Origin of the sequence: Erwinia aphidicola, assembly GCF_014773485.1 — a bacterium.
GTDB classification, from domain to species: Bacteria; Pseudomonadota; Gammaproteobacteria; order Enterobacterales; family Enterobacteriaceae; genus Erwinia; species Erwinia aphidicola.
In genome coordinates, this window is record NZ_JACXBP010000015.1 from 1 (window position 1) to 23,284 (window position 23,284).

A 23,284-nucleotide genomic window follows, 5' to 3' on the forward strand; every position below is an offset into this window, starting at 1 on the left:
GGAGCGTCTTTTGCCGTTCCGGCGTGCTCTGGCTGGCCTCAGGCCGGGTTGCCGATCGTATCGCGATGGAAGTCATGTTGGTGCGGGTTCACAGGATGTACCCTGCGACATTTGAGGCCACTGAATTCTGCCTGAGCCTCAGCGGGTCGATCGGAAAAGATGATCGACCCCTACGGTATATGAAGGATCGGAGACCGACCGAAAAAGAGGAGCGTCCCCAACGGAATATGAAGGATTAGAGACCGACCGGAAAAGACAGTCGCCACCACAAAATATGAAGCCCACCTATCTTCCTGCCATCGCCGCGGCTTAACACTCGCAGCGGGCACGCTGTTAACAGGGATGAGGCCTGCCGGAGGTAAGCCGGACGTCACGCGGCAGGGATGCCGCGTGCCGAGGCCCGCAGGGAGCGTCTTTTGCCGTTCCGGCGTGCTCTGGCTGGCCTCAGGCCGGGTTGCTGATGGTATCGCGATGGAAGTCATGTTGGTGCGGGTTTACAGGATGTACCCTGCGGCATATGAAAAGCCCCTGATTTGTGCCGGAGCCTCTGCGGGTCGACCGGAAAAGATGGTCGACCCCTACGGTATATGAAGGATGGGAGACCGACCAAAGAAGACGGTCGCCCCCAACAGTTTATGAATAATTGGAGACCGAACGGAAAAGACGGTCGCCCTCAACGGGATATGAAGGATCCGAGACCGACCGGAAAAGAGCATCGGCCCCGACAGGAAACCGCGCCGCTTAACTCGCTACCCGGAACACCTTCACCATGCTCGCCAGATGGCCGGCGTCCTGCTCCAGCGTGCTGGCATCGTTCGACGACTGGCGTACCAGGTCAGCGTTCTGCTGGGTGGTAGTGTCCAGCTCATGAATCGCCTGACCAATCTGCTCAATGCCTTTACTCTGCTGGTCAGAGGCTTCAGCAATATCATTCATCAGCTGATTCACCTCACTGACCTGCTGCAAAATCTCACTCATGCTGGCCCCCGCGTGATTGACACGCTCGGTGCCGGTTTTTACCCGGCTGCGCGACTCATCAATCAGTCCGGCAATCTCTTTCGCCGCCTCGGAGCTGCGCTGGGCCAGATTACGCACCTCCCCCGCCACTACCGCAAAACCACGCCCCTGGTCGCCGGCGCGTGCCGCTTCGACCGCGGCGTTCAGCGCCAGAATATTAGTCTGAGCGGCAATGCCGTTAATAACGTTAGTGATATCGTTAATGCGCTCCGAACTATCAGCAATCTCATTCATCGTGGTCACCACTTCCGCAATCACTTCCCCGCCTTTGGCAGCATTGGTCAATACGCTGTGCGAAAGCTGGCTGGCTTTTTTAACGTTGTCCGTGGTGTTTTTTACCGTCGCCGTAATCTCTTCCATACTGGCGGCGGTCTCCACGACCGCGCAGGACTGCTGATGCGTGCGCCGATCGAGGTGCTGATTGCGCAGGGCAATCTCGCCAGACGCCTCCTGCACTTTACTGACGATAGTGCGAATACCGCCTACCATGCTGCTGAGCTGCCCGTTCATCGAGCGCATTGCGCGACTTAGCTGCGCCACCTCCTTAATGTTACTGCTGGCGTTGAGCTGTGAGGTTAAATCCCCGCGCTCAATATGCTCCGCCAGTGACACCGCCTGATGCAGCGGAGAAATCAGCTTACGGCGCACAATAAACAGCATCCACGCCATCAGTACAAAAGTGAAGATCAGCAGCACAGCGCTGATCGCCATGCCGGTACGGAGATCGCGGCTCGCCATCTCGTTCATCTGCTGCGAATAGCGTTCATGCAGCAACAGTTCAGCATCAAGGTTTTTTTCAAACACCCGCGTCAGCTCGCCCACACTGTGCTGCGCGCTATCATAGGCGCTGTCGTCATTGCGCTCCGCCGCCGCCAGCAGCGGCTGTAATCCCTGCTGACGCAGCGCCAGATAGCTGGCGCGATAGCGCGCTCTTAAATCCTTCTCATCTGCAAGCAGTGCCGTTGCGCTGAAATTGTCAAAAGCAGCATCGGCTTTCGCCAGTACCGCCTTTGCCTGCGCCAGATACTCTGCGATGCGCTGTTCGCCAGCCCCACTGTTACGCTCATACACGTAGTGGCTCAGATGCACCTGGAAAGTGCGGCTGTGAATAATCGGATCGATTACCGACAAAATCACGCCGACCTCCTGATTCATGCCGTTGAGCGAGGTGTTAGAACGGTTGAGGTTGTGCAGGCCAGATAAGGTGCTCATCAGCGCCGTCAGCAAAAAGATGCCAAGGCCAATCAGCATATATTTTCTTAAAGACATCATTCCATTTCTCAATATTTGCAGGTGTGTAATCCATACAGCGCGAGCTGCAGTAATGTCCTCAGAGGCAGTGAAAATAAGTGGGGGTTTACTCTTAGCGGTAAACTACCCAGGCGCACCGCTTGTGCCATGCGCCTGTTTTCTTCATGAGGGGGTTATTCTGCGAGCGCATCAACCATCGAGCCAACCACCTGCATCTCTTCGCGGCTCAGCAGCATTTCGATATTCACCAGTATCACCATGCGCTTATCCAGCACGCCCAGTCCCGCAAGATAGCGGCTGGTCATCACCGAGGAGACGTCCGGGGTGGGCTTGATCTGGCTGTCGTTTAGCGACAGCACATCCGCGACGCCATCGACCACAATGCCCATCACCCGCTCTTTCAGGTTCAGCACAATCACCACCGCGCTGTCGTCTTCCGCCACTACCGGCAGCTCGAAGCGCGTGCGTAAATCGACGATCGGGACAATGACGCCGCGCAGGTTGGTGACGCCGGTAATAAAGTCCGGCACGTTGGGGATGCGCGTTACGCGGTCGCAGCCGCGGATCTCCTGTACCTTTAAAATATCGATGCCGTACTCTTCATTTCCCAGGCGGAAGACCAGATACTTATGTACTGCAGCGTCGGCCGCAGCAGAATGACTGTCGGTTGATAGCATTATTGATTTATCCCTTTCTGCGCGGCGGGCAGGTCACGCAGCCCCGCCAGCTCAATAACATCGAGGATCAACGCTACGCTGCCATCGCCGAGGATGGTGGCGGCGGAGATACCCGGAACTTTGCGATAGTTGTGCTCAAGATTTTTCACCACCACCTGGTGCTGACCAATCAGCTGGTCAACCCACAGGGCGTAACGGCAACCGCCGCTCTGCACGATCACGATAATGCCGTCATCGCCGCTGGCTTCGCCCGGTACGGCAAAAGCCTGGCGCAGCTCGATTAACGGCAGATATTCACCGCGCACGTGGACCAGCCGTGAATCGCCGACAAACGGGTACAGCATATCGTCGCCCGGCTTGAGCGACTCCATCACCACGTTGAGCGGCAGCACGTAAATCTCGTCGCCGACCTTCACCGACATACCGTCGAGGATCGCCAAAGTGAGCGGCAGCAGAATGCGGATAGTCGTGCCCTTGTCGCGTACCGAGTGCACCTCGACGTGGCCGCCCATGGCCAGGATATTGCGCCGCACCACGTCCATGCCAACGCCGCGCCCGGAAACGTCGGTAACGTTCTCCGCAGTGGAGAATCCCGCAGCGAAGATCAGCATCCACACCTCTTCATCCGGCGCGGAGTCGCCGATCTGCGTGCCGCGCGCGCGCGCCTTCGCCAGCAGCTTGTCGCGCGGCAGCCCCGCCCCGTCGTCGGTCACTTCAATCACGATATTGCCGCCGTGATGCTCTGCCGACAGCGTCAGATTGCCGGTTGCGCTTTTACCTTTACGCAGGCGCTCCTCTCTCTCTTCAATACCGTGATCGAGGCTGTTGCGTACCAGATGCGTCAGCGGATCGATAATGCGTTCGATCAGGCTCTTATCCAGCTCGGCCGAACCGCCTTTCAGCGTCAGCGCCACGTCTTTATTCAGGCGGCTGCCGAGGTCATGCACCAGGCGCGGGAAGCGGCTAAATACGTAATCCATCGGCATCATGCGGATCGACATTACCGACTGCTGCAGCTCGCGCGCGTTGCGTTCCAGCTGGGCCACGCTGCTGAGCAGCATGCCGTATTTGGCTGGGTCGAGCTGCGCCGTCAGCTGTGAGAAGATCGCCTGCGTGATAATCAGCTCGCCGACCTGATTAATAATCTGGTCCACCTTTTCCACCGCCACGCGGATGCTGCCGGATTCGGTATTGGCCGGGCGTTTAGGGACAGCAGATTTTACTGCGGCTTCTGTCACCGGCGGTGTAACGGGCGCGGGCGGCTCAGGGGGAGTGGGTGGCGCAAGGGGAGTGGGTGGCACAGCGGCGGCGGCGATCGGCTGGATCGCAATCTGCGATTCATCGAGCACAAAGCACAGCACCGCGCTGATATCATCAGCCGCAACGCTGGTCTCCAGCTCCACCGTCATCCCGGCTTCCGCTGGCTGATAGCTGATAATTTCACCGAGGTTTGCCAGCTCATCGCGCAGCAGCGTCCGATCATCGTGACCCAGCCGCGACAGCGTAATCATCAGGCGGTCATGGCGGGCAGGAGCGTCTGCTGCCGGGGCAGCGGCGGGAACATCCGCAGTCGCGCAGCCCTTCTCCAGCTGCGCGATTTGCTGAAGTGCTTCGCAGATATAGCGGAAGCTCTCTTCATCCGGTTCCTGCGACGACTGGTAGGCTTCCAGCTGCGCTTGCATAATGTCCTTACTTTCCAGAAAAAGGTTAATCATCTCGCGGCTCAGCTGCATTTCGCCGCAGCGCGCTTTATCCAGCAGGTTCTCCAGAATGTGCGTGGTCTCCTGCAGCACATCAAAACCAAAGGTCCCTGCCCCGCCCTTCAGCGAGTGGGCCACGCGGAAGATGCCGTTCAGCTGTTCGATATCCGGATTAACGGTATCCAGCTGCAGCAGCTGCTGCTCCATCTCGGTGAGCAGCTCCTCCGCTTCGGCGAAGAACACCTGAGAAAATTCATTCACGTCCATGATTATCACCCTGCACTGCGGTCACGGTTGTGCCCTGCGGCAGCCTGGCGTCCGGCTGCTGCAGGACAGTATTCTCTTGCAGCACCTGGCGCTCTTTCAGCTTGCTCAGGACCAGAATGCTGATGCGACGGTTCATCGGGTTGTCCGGGCTGATGCTCGTCAGCCCCATGCGGCTGCCGGTGCCGATCACGCGCAGGAAGCGCTCGTCATCCAGCCCGGCCTTCACCAGGACGCGGCGCGCAGCATTAGCACGGCCCGCAGAGAGTTCCCAGTTGCTGTAGCCGCCGTTACCCCCGGCGTAAGGCAGGGAATCGGTGTGCCCGGTCAGGCTGATCGGGTTGGGCAACTGGTTAAGTAGCGGTACCAGTGCATGCAGGATGCCGTTCATGTAGGGCGCGGGCGTTTCGCTGCCGGTGCGGAACATCGGCCGCTCCTGGCTGTCGGTGATCTGAATCATCAGACCATCGTCGGTGAGCGTCAGCAGCAGGTTGGATTTGAAGTCGCTGAGGCGCGGGTCGGTTTCAATCATCGCCTCCAGCAGCGCTTTGGCACTTTTCAGGCTCTGCACGTTCTTAAAGCGGTCCAGATTATCGACCTTGTGCTTAAACACTTCGCCATCCTGCTTCATCGGGTCGTCGCCGCCCCCCGGAATAATGCTGTCGCTGTAGCTGGTTTTGTTACCGTTGGCCATGGTGGGCTTAAGCGGCATGCGGAAGTAGTCTGCGATCAGCTCGCGCTGCATCGGGGTAGAGGATGAAAGCAGCCACATCACCAGGAAGAAGGCCATCATCGCGGTCATAAAATCGGCGTAAGCGATTTTCCAGGTGCCGCCATGATGCGCATGTTTTTTATGCTTGCGCTTGCGCGAACGGATGATGGTCGTGGTGCCCTTCATTCCGTCGCTTCCGCCGTTTTACCACTGACGCTGGCATTGCTCTTGATCTCACGCACGTGGTTTTCCAGCTCTTCGAACGATGGGCGTTCGCTGGTGTACAGCGTTTTGCGACCAAATTCGACGGCAATCTGCGGCGCATAGCCGTTCAGGCTGGAGAGCAGCGTCACCTTAATGCACTGCATCATTTTGAGCTGGTCGCTGCTCTTCTGGCGCAGCAGCGTGGCCAACGGCAGCACGAAGCCGTAAGCGAGAAGAATACCGAGGAAGGTACCGACCATCGCGTGGGCGATCAGCATACCCAGTTCGGCCGCGGGGCGGTCGGCGGCGGCCAGCGCATTTACCACGCCCATCACCGCGGCAACAATACCGAATGCCGGAAAAGCATCGCCGACGGTATTCAGGCTGTTGGCCGGGACTTCCAGCTCCTCCTGGCGGGTTTCGATCTCTTCGTCCATCAGATCTTCGATCTCATGGGAGTTCATGCTGCCGCTGATCATCAGACGGAAGTAGTCGAGCACAAAATTGATTAGGATAGGGTCGTTAAGCAGTCGGGGGTAGGCAGCAAAGATGTCACTACTGGCGGGTTCTTCAATATCTTTTTCCAGCGACATCAGCCCATTAATGCGGCTCTTCGACAGCAGCAGAAACAGCAGCGCCATCAGGTCCATATAGACCGCTTTATTGTAGCTGCGCCCGACAAACAGGCGCCCCAGCGCCTTACCCGTTGCTTTAAGTGATTTAGCGTTATTACCGACAATGAATGCGCCAACGCCTGCACCGCCGATGATCAACAGCTCAATCGGCTGAAACAGTGAGGCCAGGTTGCCGCCAGACATCATGAACCCGCCAAATACTGTAACAATTACAACAAGATAGCCAATAATAACTAACACAACGACTCCTATCTACTCTTCAAGTCCGATGTCGGCATCTCGGCCACCATCGTGTAACAGCCATCTCGTAAACTGCCGGGTCGGTTAAGCGGATGCCGCCAGCTGCTGCTGGTTGAATGCGTTAACATAATCCTGGCTACTGGCCTGTGAGCGTTTCAGCGCACGCGAAGGAGGGCTGCACAGGCTGCAGGTAAAGGGATTTTTGATGTATTCAGTCGACACCACAAACCCGCCTTTGCACACGCTGCAAGGCTTTTGAGAAATAATGCCGCAGCTTACGAAGCGTAATAAGGTCCATGCACGGGTTAATCCCAGCACGGGTTTTTCTGCGGAACGCGGATAGCACTGTTCCAGATAAAGACGGTAAGCCTTCATCAGCGTTTCAATCGGTCGGCCATTTTCCGTCTTTTGCAGATACAGGCAGATGTTATAAAACATCGACGAATGAATATTCTGCTCCCAGGACATAAACCAGTCTTCGGAGAATGGCAGCATGCCTTTCGGGGGGGGACAGCCACGCAGTTCTTTATACAAGCGCAATAAACGACGGCGGCTCAATGAGGTTTCTGATTCCAGTACCTGCATTCTGGCCCCCAGGGTAATCAGTTCCATGGCAATATTGACCTCATGAATCTCTTCGAGCAGGCTTTTGTTATCGCACATTTTTCTCACCCTCATTGACAGCGTTATGGTGCAGGCACAGATTGTTCAGTAAATCAGTGGATAAAATAATACCGGTGTGAATCTGCTGGAGCGCTTCAATACGCGAATCTTTAGTCAGGTTTTCAATCACCACTTCATCGTCCACGCGCAGACGGCAAATAAGCTGATTTGTCGATGCCAGCTTCATTAACTGTGGCAGCGACAGTTCCTTCAGATTATCGATCGTCCCATCGGATAAACCGAGGCGGAAACCAGCGGCAAATTTATCCTTGCGAATAAGTTGCTGTGCCAGAAGCAGGTAGGACAGGTTAATATCATGAATACTTTGCAGGCTTTCATCAAAATTTGGCATTTGAAGTTTCTCAACTTTACGCAGCTGATAATGGAGATGTGATTAGGAGAAGTAGCCAATCACACCCTGATTACTTAAGCTGACGCAGAGAACGTTTTGGTATTGTCCCCCCTGTTTAGCCACGCGAATATCATCCAGCATGGAAAAACCAAAGAGAATACGTTCAACACCAAACGGCGGCTGCATCAAAATGTGCGAGCATCCTAACCAGCTTAGTTTCAGACCACAACACACCCAAAGATTGTTTCATGCAAAACACCAACCTATCTCATTGATATTGATCAATATTAATAAAAATTAATCATTATTAATTTGAAAGGTATTAATATAACAAGAGCCATCTTAAAAATATAAACACACTTATAGAACAAAAAATGGACAGTGCGATTATTATTTTCTCTGCCAGACAGTATTATCAGTATGGTCGAGAAGCATCCATTCTTGCTCTTATTCTTTTTATCGCCAGGCTGTGGAGCTGGCTGACTCGCGTTTCAGTAAGCCCAAACACCAGCCCAATTTCCTTCATGTTTAAATCCTGCTGATAATAGAGCTGTAAAATCCTCTGCTCTCTCTCCGGGATCATACTGATATGTTCGCTGATTTTACCGATCAGATTATCCTGCATCGCCTGGTTAAGCGGATTTAACGACTCATGTTCTTCATCGACGCGTTCGTAAGCGTCTGCAAACTGCTCTTGTAATTCATCCAGCGAATAGACCTGGCTGCTATTGGTATCCGCCAGCATCTGCTGCAGTTCCTGAACGCTGACATCCATTCTTTCAGCAATATCAGCTTCGCTGGCTTCCCCGCCCTTTTCCTGCTCTATTTGCTGGATCATGACGGTCATTTCGCGCGCGTGTTTGCGCACTCGTCTGGGTACCCAGTCACGCTCGCGCAATTCATCCATTAATGACCAGCGAATTTTTTGTGAAAGGTAAGCACTTAACGTCACACCTTTCTTCGGATCAAAACTATCGATGGCAGATAAAAACCCCAGTGATGCGGCCTGAATCAAATCGTCAAGCTCAACGCTGGCAGGTAAACGCTTCTGTAAGCGAAGGGCTTCCTGGCGGGCGATATGCTTATATTTCGCCCACAACGCCGTTTTATCTTCAATGCCACCTGAAGTATATATTCCGTCCACGCTACCATTCTCAGCTGATAATACCAGCAAGAATTATCAGGTGAAATACCGTATTTAAATAGTGCAAAAAGACTTTATAAAAACGGCTAATCTTTCACTTTGATTACAGAATAATAATTAAGATGATTAACAGCGATAATAATCGACACTATTGACGCTAATTCTCAGGATTAAAACGTTTCCCAATTATCATTGTCATTATCCGTTACTGGCGGTTTAAAAGTACGCCCCGGTGCTACCCGTGAAGTTGCCACAGTCTGCGGCTGCTGCGCGTCACTGAGGACAAACTGCGACACCAGGTTTTCCAGCGCATCAGATTGCATCTCCAGCTCGCCGGAGGCCATCGCCGCCTCTTCCACCATTGCCGCATTCTGCTGAGTGACCAGATCCATCTCATTCACCGCCTGAGAAATCTGGTTGATACCGGCACTCTGCTCATCAGAAGCTGAGGTGATTTCACCCATAATTTCGGTGACCTGAGTCACGGAAGAGACAATCTCCTGCATCACGGCGCTGGCCTGTACCACCTGACGCGAACCGGTGTCCATGGTCGCCACACAGGTATTAATCAGCTGATTAATCTCTTTTGCCGCTTCCGCGCTGCGCTTCGCCAGGTTACGCACCTCTTCCGCCACCACCGCAAAACCGCGGCCCTGCTCACCGGCACGCGCCGCTTCAACGGCGGCATTCAGCGCCAGGATATTGGTTTGATTGGCAATACTGTCAATCACACCGTTGATGTCGGCTATCTGACGTGAACTGCTGGTGATCTGCTGCATAATCTGCTCAAGATTGTGCATCGCCTCACCGCCGTTGCGCGCATTGCCGCTGGCGCTTTCTGCCAGCTGGCGCGCCGTGTGCGCGTTGTCTGCATTCTGGCGCACGGTGGTTTTAATCTGTTCCATGCTGGCGGCGGTTTGCTGCAGTGCAGATGCTTGCTCTTCGGTACGTGACGAGAGATCGCTGTTACCAGTAGAGATTTCACGCGCGTTTTTATGAATACCCAGCACGCTTTCACGAATGCCCGAGATGGTCGCGGTCAGCGAGGTACGCATCTGCTCCAGCGCCTTCAGCATCAGACCGATTTCGTTACTGGCACCGCTCTCTACCACTTTGCTGAGATCGCCCGCTGCGATGGTTTCCAGCGAGTAGATCGTCAGTTCCAGACGGTTAGCGAGGGTACGTTTCAACCAGATCCGCACAATAAACAGCATCAGCAGTGCGCCAATCAATACGGTCACGCCCAGCGCGATCATCTGCTGGTAATCTTTCTCCGCTTCATCCAGATATTCCCGATCGTTACTGTCTGAGTATCCCGCATAGGTCGCCATTTTTTCCCGCAGCAGATTACGGTTCTGCACTTCATCTTCCAGTGAGCCCGTGTAGGCGGCAGGGTTAGCGATGTAATTCTTTTTCAGCATCGCTGATTTATACAGCGCTTCAAACACCGCCTTAACCTCATTTGCCGCGTTAGCCTCTTCAGCGGTATTAAACGGTGAGGACATAAACAGATCCATGCGCTCGCGGGCGTTTTTCAGGATCCGGTCAGCCGTCTGCACCATCTCAGGTGATGCCGGATTGCCCAGCTGCTGTTGCAGCATCAGTCCGTTAATGTGGCCAAAGCTGGAACTGATGTTATAGGCAGCATCCCTGAGCGAGCGGTCATTCACCGATGAAACAACAATGCGCTGGAGGTTTTTGTTATTTCCCGTGGCGTTATAGACGGAAAAAACAGTGGTGAGTAACAGCACCAGGGCAAACAGACCGATGATCAGGCTGATTGCGCTTTGTATTTTTAGATTCTTCAACATAGTGTCCATACGCTATCCCGCCGGGAGAGTGAGCCCCCGGTGGGATACGCCTATACAAATAAGGAGGAAAGAGGGTTATGACCTGAACAGCGTCATTTTCTGCATCGCCTGGAATACCAGCATTGAGGATTCCATCGCATACTGCGACATTTTTGCGTCACCGGACAGGCGGGCCATGGTGCCCATATCCGCGCCGAGCACGTTGGTCAGTTTTTCCATCATTGCGTCGCGATCGGCATCACCCTGCATATTGAGTCGTTCAATCTGCTGCATATGGGTACCCAGCTCGGACTGAACCTTACCAATGCTGCTGATACCGGCATCAACCGCGCGGTTGGCATCGCCCAGCGCCAGTTTCACCGCATCCGGATCGATCGGGTCGGCCGTCAGCGCCGCCGCCGCCGCCTGCAGATTTTTAAACAGATCGTCCGGCTCACCACTGTTAAAGATATCCTTGCCCAGGTGCCCGGTCTGGATTTCGGTCCCTTCGTCGATGGTCTGCCGCTGTGCCGTATCGCCGCCCATGTAGTTGCCCAGATCGTCATACGGTGCGATGTCAGTTTTGAAACCGGAGAACAGGTAACGCCCGCTGCCATCGCGGGAGTTGGCTAAATCCGTCAGGCTGCTGGTGATGCCGCTAATCTCTTTACCCAGCGCGGCGAGATCTTCCTTCGATGCCGTCCCGTTCATCGCCGCAAGGATCTTGCTATTCAGCTCTTTTGATACCAGCTGGCTCATCGACTGCAGTACGGAATCGGCCTGCTGCATGTTCCCCATGACGGTTGAGCGCGTGTTGCTGTACAGCTCCATTTTTGCCAGCGCATTCTGATACTTCACCGCATCTGCCGCGCCCTGCGGGTCATCCGAGGCGGCCATCAGGGTTTTACCTGCGGATAAACGTGAGTAAACGCTGTAAGTTTCATTAATGCGCGCCGACATGGTTTTGACGCTCTGGTTAAACATATGTTGCGTACTAAGGCGCATACTCTTTCCTCAATTATCTGGGCCGTTATCGAATGGCCAGTAGAGCATCAAACATGTCGGTAGCGGTTTGCAGGATCTGCGCGTTGGCATTGTAGTACTGAGAAAACATGCGCAGCTTCATCCCTTCTTCGTCAATATTTACCCCGACCACCGACTGCCACTTTTCACCCAGTTCGGTCAGTACGCTTTCCGCCGTTTTCAGGTCGGCCTTAAGTGAGCTGGCTGACGAACCAATGGCGCTGACCAGGCTGGCATAGGCTTCGCTCAGCGTGGCTTTACCAATCAGTTTTTCATCCTGGATACCTAGCAGTTTTTCCAGGTTGGTATTATCGGATTCACCGCCATCAAAGGTGCCCGCCGCGGCAATCCGATCGCCGCTGGTAATTGCCACGTCCAGACCTTCCGCAACGCCCTCAGCCGGATTGAGCATAAAGCTATCGCCTTCAAGCGGCGCACCGCTGACGCCAATGGACAGACCGTCAAACTCAAGCTCGCCCATTGGGTTAGTGGTGTGTGGAACCACCCGGCCGTCCGCCCCCTTCACTTCCCAACCGCTGGCGGTGCGGGTGATGGTGTAATCCTCGGCATTCACGCTGCCGGCAGGGCCATTGAAACGCGGCATCAGGCTGGCATCACCGCCATTATTGCGGTTGGCGTAAGCGCTCGGGTCCGGGATCTTGAACAGATCGCCGCCTTGTGTTCCGTCAGCATCAAAGCCGTCACGGTTGACCTCGTTAAAGCGTGCTGCCATCTGCAACGCCATCTGGTTCAGCTCGTTACGTGCCTGGCTCAGATCGTCGTTACGGAATTTAAACAGCCCGCCCAGCTTGCCAGCGGTGAAACGTTCCTCATTCAGCTCCCTGGCATTGCCGCTGCCATCAACATACGACACCACGGTTTTATTAGGGTTGGCATCAGAGACAGAGGTTTCCAGCTTGAACGAGCGGTTGCCGGACACCAGCGGGCGGCCATCCGGCATCGCGACATCCACGCGGCCAGTCTCTTTATTTTCCGCGATCTGAATGCCCATCTGCCCGCTGAGTGAATCCAGCAGGTTATCGCGCGCATCCAGCAGATCGCCCGGTGGAGTACCGTGCTGCGCGGTGATTTTCTCGATCTCTTCATTCAGCTTCGCCAGCTGGGTGGTGGCATCGTTAATCTCTTTAACGCTCTGCTCTATCTGGCTATTGGTACTTTTTTCCAGGCCGCTAAGACGTTTGCTGGTGGTATTAAACTGGTAGCTGACTGAACCCATGGTGTTAAATGCCGACTGACGCGCAGCTGGCGAATCCGGTTCACTACTGAGGGTTTTCAGCGATTTAAAGAAATTATCCAGCGATACTGAGGGGTTAGCATCGCTGTTGCCCATCATATCGTCGATCTCCGCCAGCTGCTCATAGCGGCCAACCAGCGCGCCAAAGTTGCTGTTTGCCCCCCGCAGCTGGCCGTTCAGGAAACTGTCATTATTACGATAGACGCCGTTAACCTGGGCACCGTAACCGTAAAAACCATTGCCGGTGCTCAACCCGCCCGCTTCGCCAATAATAATATCGCGGCGGCTGTAACCGGCGTTTGTCGCATTATTGATGTTGTTACCGATGACATATATTGCGGAATTCGCGGTACTGAGACCACTTTTGGCTAAATTAAATAGATTCATATTTTATCCACGAAATTCATCGTGCGCGGCCCGAATCAGGGTTCAGACGGCGCCTGTTTTTTACTGTCCTTATTACTTCATCGGTGATTCACAAATTTACTAAAACGTCTTTACTAAAAAAGTTGTGACAGGTCGGTTTTATACGCCTGCAAGCCCTGGGTAATATTGCCTTTGACCTGTTGGATAATATTGATCAGCTTGTTGGCATAGGCCGGATCGGTGGCGTAGCCCCCCGCCTGCAGCGCGCGTGCGCCCTGCTCGGCAGAGGATGACTGCACGACCTTCTGATAGCGTGGGTTGTTCTTCAGCAGCCGCGCATAGTCACTTAATGCCTCGCCGTAGGAGTCATAAACGCGAAACGCCGCCTGGATTTTCTGCGGCGTGCCGTTGATATATTCGGTGGTGGTAATTTCGGTGGTTTTGCCCTGCCAGTCTCCGCTGGCCTTGATGCCGAACAGGTTGTGGCTTGGCTTGCCCTCCCCGGTGAGAATTTCGCGTTTTCCCCATCCCGACTCCAGCGCCGCCTGAGCCAAAATCAGATGCGGATGGATGCCGCTGCTCTGCGCGGCCTGCAGTGCCGGGCGCAGCAGGCGGGAGATAAACGGCTGTGAGCTGCTGCTCTGGGCAGTCATCGCGCTGACCGGCGTGGCCCGTGTACTTGCCGCCACTGAGGTGGCGTTCAATGGCGCATGAGGGAGTGAATAAGGCCCCGGGGCCGGCGCGGCAATGCGCTGCGCCTGCCCGGCCGGATCCTTCACCTCTCCCCCCATCTGGCGCACGATCATATCGGCAAAGCCGAGCGGGCTTTTTTGCGCCAGGTCCTGCGCCAGCTGCTGATCGTGCATCGAGGTGTACATCTCCGAGGCCTGGCTATGCATCAGGCCATCCTTAAACCCGGCATCACGCATGCTTTTCAGCATGATCTGTACGAAGATCCCCTCCATCTGCTTCGCGGCGGCGCGCAGCGCCTGCGGTGACTCGCTGCTCCCCGCCTTCAGCTTCAGCGGGTCCAGCGAGCGCAAATCCCAGGAAGCCGTATTAAACTGGTCGATCTCGCTCATCAGTTGGTCTCCAGCCTGGCATGCAGGCAGCCCGCGCTTTTCATCGCTTCGAGGATCGACATCAGCTCGTTTGGCGTTGCCCCCAGGCCGTTGAGCGCCCGCACCACATTGTTGAGATCGGTGCTGCTGCTGACGTGCTGCAGAGCGCCGCCGCTATCGCGCACCGAGATATCAGTCTTTGGCACCACCACGGTTTCGCCACCGCCAAACGGCGTATCCGGCTGGCTGACCTGGTTATTCTGCGACACTTCCACCGTCAGGCCGCCGTATGCCACCGCGCAGGAATCCAGCGTCACGTGGCGGTTCATCACTACCGCCCCGGTACGCGAGTTGACGATCACTTTGGCATCCTGGATCCCCACGCGCAGCGGGATATCCTGAATATTGGCGAGAAAGCGCACGCGCGAGGGGCCATCAGCCGGGGCAAACAGGCGTACAGTACGCGCATCTTCCGGCATCGCCGCACCGCTAAAACGGCGGTTAATCTCATCGCTGATCAGCTGTGCCAGCGAAAAATCGGTGTCGTTGAGCTGCAGACGCAGCGCGCTCTGGCTGGCAAAATCGTTCGGCACCGCACGTTCAACGCTGGCACCGCCGCTAATGCGCCCGCCGTTGAGCTGGTTAACCTGTACCCGGCTGCCGCCCGCCTGCGCACCGCTGCCGGAGATCAGCACGTTGCCCTGCGCCAGCGCATAGATCTGCGCATCCGCCCCCTTTAGTGGCGTCATCAGTAGCGTGCCGCCGCGCAGGCTTTTGGCATTGCCGAGTGACGAAACCACAATATCGATGCGGTCACCGGGACGGGCAAAAGCGGGCATCTCCGCCGTCACCATCACCGCCGCAATATTTTTCAGCTGCATATTGGTGCCAGCCGGTACAGTGATGCCCAACTGGGACAGCATGTTATTCAGGCTCTGCCCGGTAAAGGGCGCCTGCATGGTCTGATCGCCGGTGCCGTCCAGCCCGACCACCAGGCCGTAGCCCATCAGCGAGTTAGATCGCACGCCCTGCACCGTCACCAGGTCGCGGATGCGCTCGGCGTGAACGCAGGTTGGCGCCAGCATCGCCATCGCGCTTAATAGCATGGTGCAGAGTAAAAAAGTTTGTTTTTTCATCGTCATATCAGAATGGTGAGAGGTTCAATAACACGCGCTGCAGCCAGCCCATGTTCTGCGCTTCATTGATGTAGCCATTGCCCACGTATTCGATACGCGCATCAGCCACCTGGATGGAGGACACGGTGTTATTGCCGCTGATGGTGCGCGGATTCACCACCCCGGAGAAGCGGATAAACTCGGTGCCCTGGTTAATGGCAATCTGCTTTTCACCCACCACCTGCAGATTGCCGTTGGGTAGCAGGTTCATCACTGTCACGGTGAGGGTGCCGGTGAAGGTGTTGCGCGCCGCAGCGCCGCCCTTACCGGCAAAATCCGACTTGCCGCTGGCTGCGAAATCTAACTTGCCGTTACCCAGAAAACCGCCTACCGAATCCGGCACGGCAGTCAACCCGGCCCCGGCCGAGCCATTACGGTTGGCGCTGGCGCTGGAGCTTTTGCTGGCGCTGACGTTCTCCTGCAGCAGGATAGTCAGCGTGTCGCCGACGTTACGCGGCCGCCTGTCTTCAAACATCGGCTGATAGCCATAGTTCATCCCCTGCCCACTCTGAAACAGCGAGCCGTTTGCACGGGTCGCAGCCATCGCTAACGGTGCTGCGCTGGTCGGGCCCTGTACTAAAGGCTGCTGCAAAATATGCGCGCAGCCACTGAGGAACATCGCCGCGCTCAGGGCGGCGCTGGCGGCACGCCCACGACGATAAAACGCACTGAATATATTCATTTTATTGGCAACTTAACGGTCCGAAACCCGCCAGGCTTGCGCACTGACGGGTACAGGTGAGGATTACAGCTGCGCAAGGCGCTGGAGCATCTGATCAGAAGCCGAAACCGCCTTACTGTTGATCTCATAGGCGCGCTGAACCTGGATCATGGTGACCAGCTCTTCCGCGACATTGACGTTGGAGGTTTCCACATACTGATGCTTGAGGCGGCCTGCGCCATCCATGCCCGGCGTGGCTTCATTCGGTGCACCGGAGGCCTGAGTTTCCACATACAGGTTGCCGCCGATGCTCTCCAGACCGGCATCGTTGATAAAGGTGCTGAGCGTCAGCTGCCCGACCTGCTGCGCCGCCGCCTGGCCTGGTAGGGTCACGGTGACAATCCCGTCTTCACCGACGGTCAGCTTCTGCGCGTCCAGCGGCACGGTAATATCCGGCTGCACCGGGTTTCCCTCGGCGGTAACCATCTGGCCGTTTTCATTGCGCTTGAACGACCCGTCGCGGGTATACGCGGTGGTGCCATCCGGCATCTGTACCTGGAAGAAGCCTTTACCCTGAATGGCGATGTCGTAGTCGCTGCTGGTCTGCGTCAGGGAACCCTGGGTGTGCAGACGCTCGGTCGCCACCGGCGCCACGCCCGTCCCCAGCTGCATGCCGGTTGGCAGCGTGGTCTGCTCGGAAGCCTGTGCCCCCGGCTGGCGCATGGTCTGGTACAGCAGGTCCTGGAATACCGCGCGCTGGCGCTTGAAGCCGTTGGTGCCGACGTTGGCGAGGTTATTAGAAATAACATCCATATTGGTCTGCTGGGCTTCCAGACCGGTTTTTGCAATCCATAAAGAACGGATCATGTTAAGACTCCTGCGCGGGCATTAGCTCACGCTTAAAAGCTGGTTAGCCTGTTTGGCATTTTCATCGGCGGTACGAATAGTTTTCATGTTCATGTCGAAGCTGCGTGCGGTGGCGATCATTTCGGTCATCGATTTGACCGGGCTGACATTGCTGCCTTCCAGTGCTTCGGGGCTGAGGCGCATCGCTTCATCGGCGGCCAGCGCACCGCCGCCAGCCGGGTGGAACAGCCCATCATCGCCGTGCAGCAGGCTCTGCATCTCCGCCTGCGCCAGCTTGATACGCCCGATCGGCGTCACCGCCGTTGGGTCATCCCCGGCGCCGAGCGCCGTCAGCGTGCCGTCCGGCGCAATGGTCACGGCGGACTGCGGCGGCACGGTCAGCGGTGCGCCGTCGCCCATCAGCGGAAAACCGTTAATGCTCAGCGCCCCTTCGCTATCCACCTGAATCGCCCCGTTGCGGGTGTAAGCTTCCTGCCCGTCGGCCATCGCCACGGCCAGCCAGCCGCCCTGCGGCAGAGCGACATCGAGGCTGCGCCCGGTGTGATTAATCGGCCCCATGCTGTTGTCGTGGTATGGCGTGCTCTCAGCCACCAGCGCACGGGTGGCGTGCGTTTCACCCTCGATCGGCACCGAGCGGAAAGCCGCCAGCTGGGCACGAAAGCCGGTAGTGGAGCTGTTAGCCAGATTATTGGCGGTGACGGCCTGACGGTTCAGCGCCGCATTGGCGGCGCTCATGGCGGTATATATCGCGCGATCCATTATCTGCCGCCGTTATCGCAGGTTAACCAGGGTCTGCAACAGCTCAGACTGGGTTTTGATGGTCTGAGAGTTGGACTGGTAGTTGCGCTGATAGACGATCATGTTGACCATTTCAGCGCCGAGATCGACGTTGGAGCTTTCCAGCGCCCCTCCGGTCAGCTTACCGAAGCTGCCAGTGCCGGCGATGCCGACCACGGAAGGGCCGGACTGCGGTGATTCGACCCAGGTGTTATTGCCGTTCTGCTGCAGCCCGCCCGGGTTGGTGAAGTTTGCCAGTACCACCTGGGCAATCAGCTGTTTTTCACCATTGTCATAGTTGGCAACGATTTCGCCGTTATCGCCGATCTGGAAGTTGACGTATTTGCCCGGCGCGTGGCCATCGATGGTGGCAGGATCCATCGCATTCTCACCCGAGTTCTGCGTCAGTCCTGAAAGGTCGAGGGTCATACTGAGCGGTGCTGCGCCGTTGAAAGCGCCGCCCAGCACGGACAGTTCGGCCGGATCGGTAATCAGTTTTCCGTTGGTATCGAACTGGAGATCGACAGACTTATAGCTCACGGGAGTGGTCGGTGATGTGCTGTCGTTGCTGTATGCCGTCCACTGGTTATCGGCGGTTTTGACATAGTAGATATCAACAGTGTGGCGGTTACCCTGGCTATCATAGGCTTCAACCTGGCTGGAGTAGCTGTAGGTATCGCCATCTTTCGGATCGAAAGGGGTTTTCGTGACAATCTCTTCACCTGACTTCAGGTTGCCGGTCAGTTTGCCGCTGGTGGATGCCACTGGCGGCATACCGGTCTTATTAATCTGAATCGGCCCCACGCCCGCGCCCGGTTGAATCGCCGGTGGCGTGCCGGTGGCCTGATAGCCGGTCAGGCGCAGGCCATTACTCATGTTAGTGATGTAGCCATTAACATCGGTATCGAACTGGCCGTTACGGCTGTAGTACGCCTGCCCTGCTTCATCCATCAGGCGGAAAAAACCGTTGCCGCTGATGCCGAGATCGAGATTACGCCCGGTGCTGGTTAAACCGCCATCGTTGAAGTTCTGGCTGGTACCGGCTACCTGCACGCCCATGCCCTGCGCACCGGCGAAGATATCGGCGAAGGAGACTGACCCCGCTTTAAACCCATAGGTTTGTGAGTTGGCAATGTTGTTACCCACCGAGTCCAGCGCGCGCGATGCCGCATTGAGGCCGCTCAGGCCTTGTGAAAAGCTCATAGTAAAATTCCAGAAAGTGAAGTGAGTAGTTAACGAATAACGAAGATCTCGCTTAACGTCGTGGTTTTGCCCTTAGCCAGATGCAACACCGCGCCCTGTGCTCCGAAGGAGACCGCTTCAATCTTCTCGGCAACCAAACCAACGATCTCAGGCGCCTGGCCCTCGGCCGCGCTGGCGCTATAGGTCACGGTGTATTCCATGTCTGCTTCTGGCTCAGACGGTTTGAAGTTCTCCAGGTCGTCGAGGCTGAACTCGTTAATACCCGCTTTCGTCTTCGACCCTTTCAGCTCGGCGGTATAGGCCTTACCTGCTGCATCGGTCAGCGTCACGGTGACCTTCTCTGCTTCCCCCCCGAGGGCAAAGCTCAGCGGTTTTTCGTCACTGGCGGTATCCACTCCCCCCCAGGTCACTTTCTGATCGCCCTCAACCATGACTTCGCGGCCAACCCAGGATGCCGAGCTCATTTGCTGCATATTGACCAGCAGCCCGCCCACGGTATTAAGCGATTTATTCAGGCTCTCAACCCCGGCAGCGGTGTTGAACTGTGCCAGCTGGGAAGTCAGCTGGTTATTGTCCATCGGGTTAGTCGGGTCCTGGTTCTGCATCTGTGCCACCAGCAGCGTCATAAAGCTGTTGGTGAGGTCGGCAGCGCTGCTGCCGGTGCCAACACCGTTATTGCTGTTGTTGTTTACGGAAGAAACTGCCATAAAGTTATCCTTACTGGCCGAGTGACAGAGTTTTCAACATCAGCGACTTCGCGGAGTTCATCACTTCGACATTGGCCTGATAGCTGCGGGAGGCGGAAAGCGTGTTGACCATTTCGCTCACCACATTGACGTTCGGCATGCGCACGTAGCCCTGCCGATCCGCCAGCGGATTGCCCGGCTCATACACCAGCCGGTCCGGCGCGGTGCTTTCCACCACCTCACCGATTTTTACCCCACCGATATCGCCTCCGGCGTGAGTATCCACCTCAAAAGTGACCTGACGGGCGCGATACGGCTGCCCGTCCGGACCGGCCACGCTGTCGGCGTTGGCCATATTGCTGGCGCTGACGTTCAGTCGTTTTGACTGGGCGGTCATTGCCGATCCTGAAATATCAAAAACGCTAAATAACGACATTTTTATGATTCTCCCTAAGCGAGGACGCTCATCATTTTTTTAATATCCGCACCGAGGAAGGTCAGGCTCGACTGATATTTCACGCTGTTATCGGCAAAGCTGATACGCTCGCGATCCATATCAACGGTATTGCCGTCAGCGCTGGGCTGGTCCGGAATGCGGTACAGCAGACTGGCATCGTCAAAAATATTGCCCTGCCCCTCAATATGGCGGTTAGAGGTTAATGAGAGTGACACCGGTGATTTCGCCATTGACTGATTCGCCAGCGAGTTTTGTAACTGCTGAGAAAAATCGATATCGCGCGCCATATAGCCGGGCGTATCGGCATTAGCAATATTTGATGCCAGCACTTCCTGCCGACGCGAGAGCAAACTCAACGCCTCCTGCTGAAAGCGAAACGCATCATCAAGTTTATTAATCATCGAAGTTAGGCCTCGCGCCTGAAAATTTAACCGTCATATTTTAGCCAGCGCAGTTCAAATATTACACTGCAAAGAACTGACAGAAATAAGCGCTTTTAGCGGGTTAAAATTTCCGGCGAGATATATCAAATAACGACACCATTAATTGGCGACAGAAGTGTCTGCATTTAGCGTAATAACATTCGCAATAGTTAGTTTATAATTTAATCATCAATCACCGAGTTGGCATGATTTATACCCGGCAACCAGAGCACTTTATTATTATGTTTTTTCGTTCCTCTTTTCTGCTGCTGACGCTGTCTCTTAGCACCTCGCTGTATGCCAGCACCCAGGCACTTTCTGCCAGCGAGCAGCGCCTGTTGACAACCATTAACGGCCTGCTTAATAAAGGTCGGCCAACAGGTGAGAAGCGCAATCTGGTGCAGGTCGCGACGCTGTTAAGCCCGGCGAGGCAGCTGTCTGCACTCTGCGCCGAACCGGTGCTGACCCTGGCGGGGAATGAGCGCCGCCTGGTCGGGCGGCGCAGCGTGGTGGCAACGTGTGGCGCGCGGCGCCACTACCTGACCATTCAGGTGCGGGCGCAGGGAACCTGGTGGCTGGCGAAAAACCGCCTGGCAGCGGGCAGCCGGGTTTCCGCAGGCGATATTGAACCGTTCACCGGCAGCCTTGAGCACCAGCCCGATGGGATTATTTTTGATGCCGCAGAGATCATCGGTCAGATAACCACGCGCGCCATTGCGGCAGGCAGCCCGCTGCGACAAAACCAGCTGCGCCAGCACTGGCGGCTGCGCAATGGTCAGACGGTGGAGATTGTGACCCTGGGAAAAGGCTTTCGTATTCGCAGCGCGGGCAAGGCGCTGGCTAACGCCGCGGTTGACGATATGCTGAAAGTGCAGACCCGGGGTGGTCAGACCGTGAGCGGTAAAGTGAACGCTGACGGCCAGGTGGTGATTTTTCTGCAAGAATAATTTTAGTTTCTCGCGCAATCACCGATGAGAAGGTTATAAGCAGTCACTTTTACCCTTTACCAGGCGAGATCCACCATGAGCATTGACCGTACTACTCCCGCTACCGCTGTTAACGCCATTGCTGCCACCCAGGATATGCGCATTCGTCATCCTCAGCAGGAAGCAGAAACCGCGCGCGTGCAGGCGACCCTCGATGAGCAAACCGACGTAACGCTGAGCGCACTGACGCAGCAGATGAAAGCGGATACCCACGGTGACATCAACTATACGCGCGTTGCTGCGGTGCGTGCTGCACTGGAAGCCGGCGAGCTGCCCATTGATCCGGAAAACATTGCCCGTTCGCTGGTAATGGATATCTTTCAATTTAATTAAACACTGAGCCCATTAAGCCATGGACAAGCTGCACTCGATATTGTCACAAATGAAAACGTCGCTGAGCGAGCTGGAGGCGATCATGATTGAGGAAGTCAATCAGCTGAATCGCCCACAGATTAATCCTGTGTCTCTACAGGTATTAACGGACAATAAAAGCCAGCTGTTGTCGACCATTCAGTATTACGACGAGCTTCGTCGTCAGGAAGAAGCCGAGCGTAGAATGGCTGCGCCCTATCGTCAGCAGGGTAAATTGTTTAGCTGCTGGCAGCAGGTCACCGGGCAGATCCAGGCAACCAAAGATCTGAACGGTAAAGTCGAAGAGCTGCTGAATATCCATATGAAAAAAAATCAGCAGCTGAAGAAAGTGGTGGATGGCGTAAACGGCAATAATATTTACGGCTCTGCCGGTGAAGCCCACCGTGCGCCAACCGCACGCGCCTATAACATCAGCGTCTGAACATCCCTTTAGCGTTTACCTTGTAACGATTTGCCAGCACGCCGCTGGCTTTTTTTTGTATGAAAAATGTAATCAAATAGACGCACTGCTACAACAATAAAATCGCTGCAGCAGTGGTGACAGCCGGGAATTAACGGGTAAGAGAGGTGAAAGGCGCGGCGTACGCATTGCTGGCCGCTTTACCTTTATTTAACGTGGTCATTTCACTACGCAGGGTGTCGAGACGTGTGCGCATGCGTTGCATCATCAGTTCTTCATTGGCCATCAGTTCGGCAATAATCTGGCGAACGTGGGTCTGCTCATCTTCACTCAGATCGTCACGATCGCAGGCGATGGCCTCACTCAGCAGCGTGGCATATTCGGTCATCGAATCAATAAACTCGTCCCACTTCCCTTCACGGGTAAGCTCCATCAGATTGCTGTTCAACAGCGCCGCTTTCTGCAGCCCGCAGGTCAATGTCTTATCCATAAGTCACCTGCTTTTTCGCCGGCTCAATCTCTTTCCAGGTGGTTGAGATGGTGCTCATAATCTCAATCAGGTGCGGTAACTCCTCCGGCGTCTGATTAAGATTGATCAGCAGCAAATTGCGCGAAACATATTCGTACAGGCTCTCCAGCTCTTCGCTAATATTGCCGCCAACCTCATGGTTCAGCGCGCAGCGCAGACCGTTGTCGATAATATTAATCGCCCGTGAGATCATCTCGCCTCTCCTTGCGATATTTCCCTGGTCAAAATAGATTTTCGCCCGCAGCATGGCATTCACCGCGCCCTCCAGCAGCATAGTGATCAGCTGATGGGGCGTGGCGCCTGCCAGCTGGCTTTCGAGCGATACCTGCGCGTAGGCGCTCTGGCCTGTCCTGCTATACATAGTGAGTTTTCCTGCCGGACATCAGTGATGCCCG

General features: G+C 55.6%; 27 protein-coding genes. 4 read left to right on the plus strand and 23 right to left on the minus strand.

From position 1 onward, the window contains the following. Positions 1–239 (plus strand): hypothetical protein (locus ID864_RS23815; RefSeq protein WP_224750603.1); only part of this gene is annotated, 239 nt, incomplete at its 5' end. Between the two features lie 502 nt (positions 240–741). Here ID864_RS23815 and ID864_RS22490 read toward each other — a convergent pair. The 21 genes from ID864_RS22490 to flgB all read right to left on the minus strand — a co-directional run bounded on the left by ID864_RS22490 (position 742) and on the right by flgB (position 20,581). Then, the gene (locus tag ID864_RS22490; protein ID WP_191150393.1) at positions 742–2,289 is read right to left on the minus strand and encodes a methyl-accepting chemotaxis protein; all 1,548 of its coding nucleotides are present in this window, start codon (positions 2,287–2,289) and stop codon (positions 742–744) included. A 152-nt stretch (positions 2,290–2,441) separates the two neighbouring features. Continuing rightward, positions 2,442–2,945 (minus strand): chemotaxis protein CheW, encoded by a 504-nt coding sequence (locus tag ID864_RS22495; RefSeq protein WP_191150394.1) that lies wholly within the window; start codon positions 2,943–2,945, stop codon positions 2,442–2,444. After that, positions 2,945–4,912 carry a chemotaxis protein CheA gene (gene cheA / locus ID864_RS22500; protein WP_191150395.1) on the minus strand — a complete coding sequence of 656 codons (1,968 nt, stop codon included), beginning with the start codon at positions 4,910–4,912 and terminating at the stop codon, positions 2,945–2,947. Before cheA ends, ID864_RS22495 begins: the two co-directional genes overlap by 1 nt. After that, positions 4,899–5,807: a flagellar motor protein MotB gene (motB, locus tag ID864_RS22505; RefSeq protein WP_099754295.1), complete on the minus strand. Its 909-nt coding sequence runs from the start codon at positions 5,805–5,807 to the stop codon at positions 4,899–4,901. The genes cheA and motB overlap by 14 nt, the downstream gene beginning before the upstream one ends. Continuing rightward, positions 5,804–6,700 carry a flagellar motor stator protein MotA gene (motA, locus tag ID864_RS22510; RefSeq protein WP_191150396.1) on the minus strand — a complete coding sequence of 299 codons (897 nt, stop codon included), beginning with the start codon at positions 6,698–6,700 and terminating at the stop codon, positions 5,804–5,806. The genes motB and motA overlap by 4 nt, the downstream gene beginning before the upstream one ends. Positions 6,701–6,784: 84 nt before the next feature. Continuing rightward, positions 6,785–7,363 carry a flagellar transcriptional regulator FlhC gene (gene flhC / locus ID864_RS22515; RefSeq protein ID WP_099754297.1) on the minus strand — a complete coding sequence of 193 codons (579 nt, stop codon included), beginning with the start codon at positions 7,361–7,363 and terminating at the stop codon, positions 6,785–6,787. Next, the gene (gene flhD, locus ID864_RS22520; RefSeq protein WP_191150397.1) at positions 7,353–7,715 is read right to left on the minus strand and encodes a flagellar transcriptional regulator FlhD; all 363 of its coding nucleotides are present in this window, start codon (positions 7,713–7,715) and stop codon (positions 7,353–7,355) included. Before flhD ends, flhC begins: the two co-directional genes overlap by 11 nt. Before the next feature lie 42 nt (positions 7,716–7,757). Then, positions 7,758–7,904, minus strand: coding sequence for a hypothetical protein (locus tag ID864_RS22525; RefSeq protein WP_180276756.1), 147 nt, complete (start codon positions 7,902–7,904; stop codon positions 7,758–7,760). A gap of 226 nt (positions 7,905–8,130) precedes the next feature. Beyond that, positions 8,131–8,859 (minus strand): RNA polymerase sigma factor FliA, encoded by a 729-nt coding sequence (fliA, locus tag ID864_RS22530; RefSeq protein ID WP_187498022.1) that lies wholly within the window; start codon positions 8,857–8,859, stop codon positions 8,131–8,133. A 170-nt stretch (positions 8,860–9,029) separates the two neighbouring features. Further along, complete coding sequence (locus ID864_RS22535; protein WP_191150424.1) at positions 9,030–10,670, minus strand: methyl-accepting chemotaxis protein; 1,641 nt, start codon at positions 10,668–10,670, stop codon at positions 9,030–9,032. 75 nt (positions 10,671–10,745) lie between these two features. Further along, the gene (flgL, locus tag ID864_RS22540; protein WP_099754301.1) at positions 10,746–11,654 is read right to left on the minus strand and encodes a flagellar hook-associated protein FlgL; all 909 of its coding nucleotides are present in this window, start codon (positions 11,652–11,654) and stop codon (positions 10,746–10,748) included. Positions 11,655–11,679: 25 nt separating this feature from the next. After that, positions 11,680–13,314: a flagellar hook-associated protein FlgK gene (gene flgK, locus ID864_RS22545; protein ID WP_191150398.1), complete on the minus strand. Its 1,635-nt coding sequence runs from the start codon at positions 13,312–13,314 to the stop codon at positions 11,680–11,682. 113 nt (positions 13,315–13,427) lie between these two features. Beyond that, positions 13,428–14,375, minus strand: a complete 948-nt coding sequence (gene flgJ / locus ID864_RS22550) for a flagellar assembly peptidoglycan hydrolase FlgJ (RefSeq protein WP_187499125.1) — start codon at positions 14,373–14,375, stop codon at positions 13,428–13,430. Further along, complete coding sequence (locus ID864_RS22555; protein WP_099754304.1) at positions 14,375–15,496, minus strand: flagellar basal body P-ring protein FlgI; 1,122 nt, start codon at positions 15,494–15,496, stop codon at positions 14,375–14,377. Before ID864_RS22555 ends, flgJ begins: the two co-directional genes overlap by 1 nt. 1 nt (position 15,497) lies before the next feature. After that, complete coding sequence (locus ID864_RS22560; protein ID WP_099754305.1) at positions 15,498–16,211, minus strand: flagellar basal body L-ring protein FlgH; 714 nt, start codon at positions 16,209–16,211, stop codon at positions 15,498–15,500. A 63-nt stretch (positions 16,212–16,274) separates the two neighbouring features. After that, positions 16,275–17,057 (minus strand): flagellar basal-body rod protein FlgG, encoded by a 783-nt coding sequence (gene flgG, locus ID864_RS22565; protein WP_099754306.1) that lies wholly within the window; start codon positions 17,055–17,057, stop codon positions 16,275–16,277. A 21-nt stretch (positions 17,058–17,078) separates the two neighbouring features. Continuing rightward, entirely contained in the window at positions 17,079–17,816 is a 738-nt protein-coding gene (locus ID864_RS22570; protein ID WP_099754307.1) for a flagellar basal body rod protein FlgF, read from the minus strand. 12 nt (positions 17,817–17,828) lie between these two features. Beyond that, a complete protein-coding gene (gene flgE / locus ID864_RS22575; protein WP_191150399.1) occupies positions 17,829–19,037 on the minus strand; it encodes a flagellar hook protein FlgE in 1,209 nt (402 codons plus the stop codon). 29 nt (positions 19,038–19,066) lie between these two features. Next, positions 19,067–19,744 (minus strand): flagellar hook assembly protein FlgD, encoded by a 678-nt coding sequence (locus ID864_RS22580; protein ID WP_099754309.1) that lies wholly within the window; start codon positions 19,742–19,744, stop codon positions 19,067–19,069. A 10-nt stretch (positions 19,745–19,754) separates the two neighbouring features. Beyond that, positions 19,755–20,159, minus strand: coding sequence for a flagellar basal body rod protein FlgC (gene flgC / locus ID864_RS22585; RefSeq protein ID WP_099754310.1), 405 nt, complete (start codon positions 20,157–20,159; stop codon positions 19,755–19,757). Positions 20,160–20,173: 14 nt separating this feature from the next. Further along, positions 20,174–20,581, minus strand: a complete 408-nt coding sequence (flgB, locus tag ID864_RS22590; protein ID WP_191150400.1) for a flagellar basal body rod protein FlgB — start codon at positions 20,579–20,581, stop codon at positions 20,174–20,176. A 263-nt stretch (positions 20,582–20,844) separates the two neighbouring features. Here flgB and flgA point away from each other — a divergent pair, with 263 nt between their 5' ends. The 3 genes from flgA (at position 20,845) to ID864_RS22605 (ending at position 22,381) form a co-directional block, all read left to right on the plus strand. After that, positions 20,845–21,549: a flagellar basal body P-ring formation chaperone FlgA gene (flgA, locus tag ID864_RS22595; protein ID WP_191150401.1), complete on the plus strand. Its 705-nt coding sequence runs from the start codon at positions 20,845–20,847 to the stop codon at positions 21,547–21,549. 75 nt (positions 21,550–21,624) lie between these two features. Continuing rightward, complete coding sequence (gene flgM, locus ID864_RS22600) at positions 21,625–21,921, plus strand: flagellar biosynthesis anti-sigma factor FlgM (protein ID WP_099754312.1); 297 nt, start codon at positions 21,625–21,627, stop codon at positions 21,919–21,921. Positions 21,922–21,940: 19 nt separating this feature from the next. Then, positions 21,941–22,381 (plus strand): flagella synthesis protein FlgN, encoded by a 441-nt coding sequence (locus ID864_RS22605; RefSeq protein WP_099754313.1) that lies wholly within the window; start codon positions 21,941–21,943, stop codon positions 22,379–22,381. A 130-nt stretch (positions 22,382–22,511) separates the two neighbouring features. Here ID864_RS22605 and ID864_RS22610 read toward each other — a convergent pair whose 3' ends face one another. Both ID864_RS22610 and fliS read right to left on the minus strand, forming a co-directional pair. Further along, positions 22,512–22,850 carry a flagellar protein FliT gene (locus ID864_RS22610; RefSeq protein ID WP_099754314.1) on the minus strand — a complete coding sequence of 113 codons (339 nt, stop codon included), beginning with the start codon at positions 22,848–22,850 and terminating at the stop codon, positions 22,512–22,514. Further along, entirely contained in the window at positions 22,843–23,250 is a 408-nt protein-coding gene (gene fliS / locus ID864_RS22615; protein ID WP_191150402.1) for a flagellar export chaperone FliS, read from the minus strand. Before fliS ends, ID864_RS22610 begins: the two co-directional genes overlap by 8 nt. Positions 23,251–23,284: the final 34 nt, after the last annotated feature.

Coding starts and splice junctions, on each gene's coding strand:
- flgC (WP_099754310.1), bottom strand. CDS start 20,159: ATGTCGTTATTTAGCGTTTTTGATATTTCAGGATCGGCAATGACCGCC.
- flhD (WP_191150397.1), bottom strand. CDS start 7,715: ATGCCAAATTTTGATGAAAGCCTGCAAAGTATTCATGATATTAACCTG.
- ID864_RS22555 (WP_099754304.1), bottom strand. CDS start 15,496: ATGACGATGAAAAAACAAACTTTTTTACTCTGCACCATGCTATTAAGC.
- ID864_RS22580 (WP_099754309.1), bottom strand. CDS start 19,744: ATGGCAGTTTCTTCCGTAAACAACAACAGCAATAACGGTGTTGGCACC.
- flgA (WP_191150401.1), top strand. CDS start 20,845: ATGTTTTTTCGTTCCTCTTTTCTGCTGCTGACGCTGTCTCTTAGCACC.
- fliS (WP_191150402.1), bottom strand. CDS start 23,250: ATGTATAGCAGGACAGGCCAGAGCGCCTACGCGCAGGTATCGCTCGAA.
- flgJ (WP_187499125.1), bottom strand. CDS start 14,375: ATGAGCGAGATCGACCAGTTTAATACGGCTTCCTGGGATTTGCGCTCG.
- ID864_RS22605 (WP_099754313.1), top strand. CDS start 21,941: ATGGACAAGCTGCACTCGATATTGTCACAAATGAAAACGTCGCTGAGC.
- cheA (WP_191150395.1), bottom strand. CDS start 4,912: ATGGACGTGAATGAATTTTCTCAGGTGTTCTTCGCCGAAGCGGAGGAG.
- ID864_RS22535 (WP_191150424.1), bottom strand. CDS start 10,670: ATGTTGAAGAATCTAAAAATACAAAGCGCAATCAGCCTGATCATCGGT.
- ID864_RS22610 (WP_099754314.1), bottom strand. CDS start 22,850: ATGGATAAGACATTGACCTGCGGGCTGCAGAAAGCGGCGCTGTTGAAC.
- flhC (WP_099754297.1), bottom strand. CDS start 7,363: ATGTGCGATAACAAAAGCCTGCTCGAAGAGATTCATGAGGTCAATATT.
- ID864_RS22490 (WP_191150393.1), bottom strand. CDS start 2,289: ATGATGTCTTTAAGAAAATATATGCTGATTGGCCTTGGCATCTTTTTG.
- flgB (WP_191150400.1), bottom strand. CDS start 20,581: ATGATTAATAAACTTGATGATGCGTTTCGCTTTCAGCAGGAGGCGTTG.
- flgL (WP_099754301.1), bottom strand. CDS start 11,654: ATGCGCCTTAGTACGCAACATATGTTTAACCAGAGCGTCAAAACCATG.
- ID864_RS22560 (WP_099754305.1), bottom strand. CDS start 16,211: ATGAATATATTCAGTGCGTTTTATCGTCGTGGGCGTGCCGCCAGCGCC.
- ID864_RS22570 (WP_099754307.1), bottom strand. CDS start 17,816: ATGGATCGCGCGATATATACCGCCATGAGCGCCGCCAATGCGGCGCTG.
- flgK (WP_191150398.1), bottom strand. CDS start 13,314: ATGAATCTATTTAATTTAGCCAAAAGTGGTCTCAGTACCGCGAATTCC.
- flgE (WP_191150399.1), bottom strand. CDS start 19,037: ATGAGCTTTTCACAAGGCCTGAGCGGCCTCAATGCGGCATCGCGCGCG.
- ID864_RS22495 (WP_191150394.1), bottom strand. CDS start 2,945: ATGCTATCAACCGACAGTCATTCTGCTGCGGCCGACGCTGCAGTACAT.
- flgG (WP_099754306.1), bottom strand. CDS start 17,057: ATGATCCGTTCTTTATGGATTGCAAAAACCGGTCTGGAAGCCCAGCAG.
- flgM (WP_099754312.1), top strand. CDS start 21,625: ATGAGCATTGACCGTACTACTCCCGCTACCGCTGTTAACGCCATTGCT.
- motB (WP_099754295.1), bottom strand. CDS start 5,807: ATGAAGGGCACCACGACCATCATCCGTTCGCGCAAGCGCAAGCATAAA.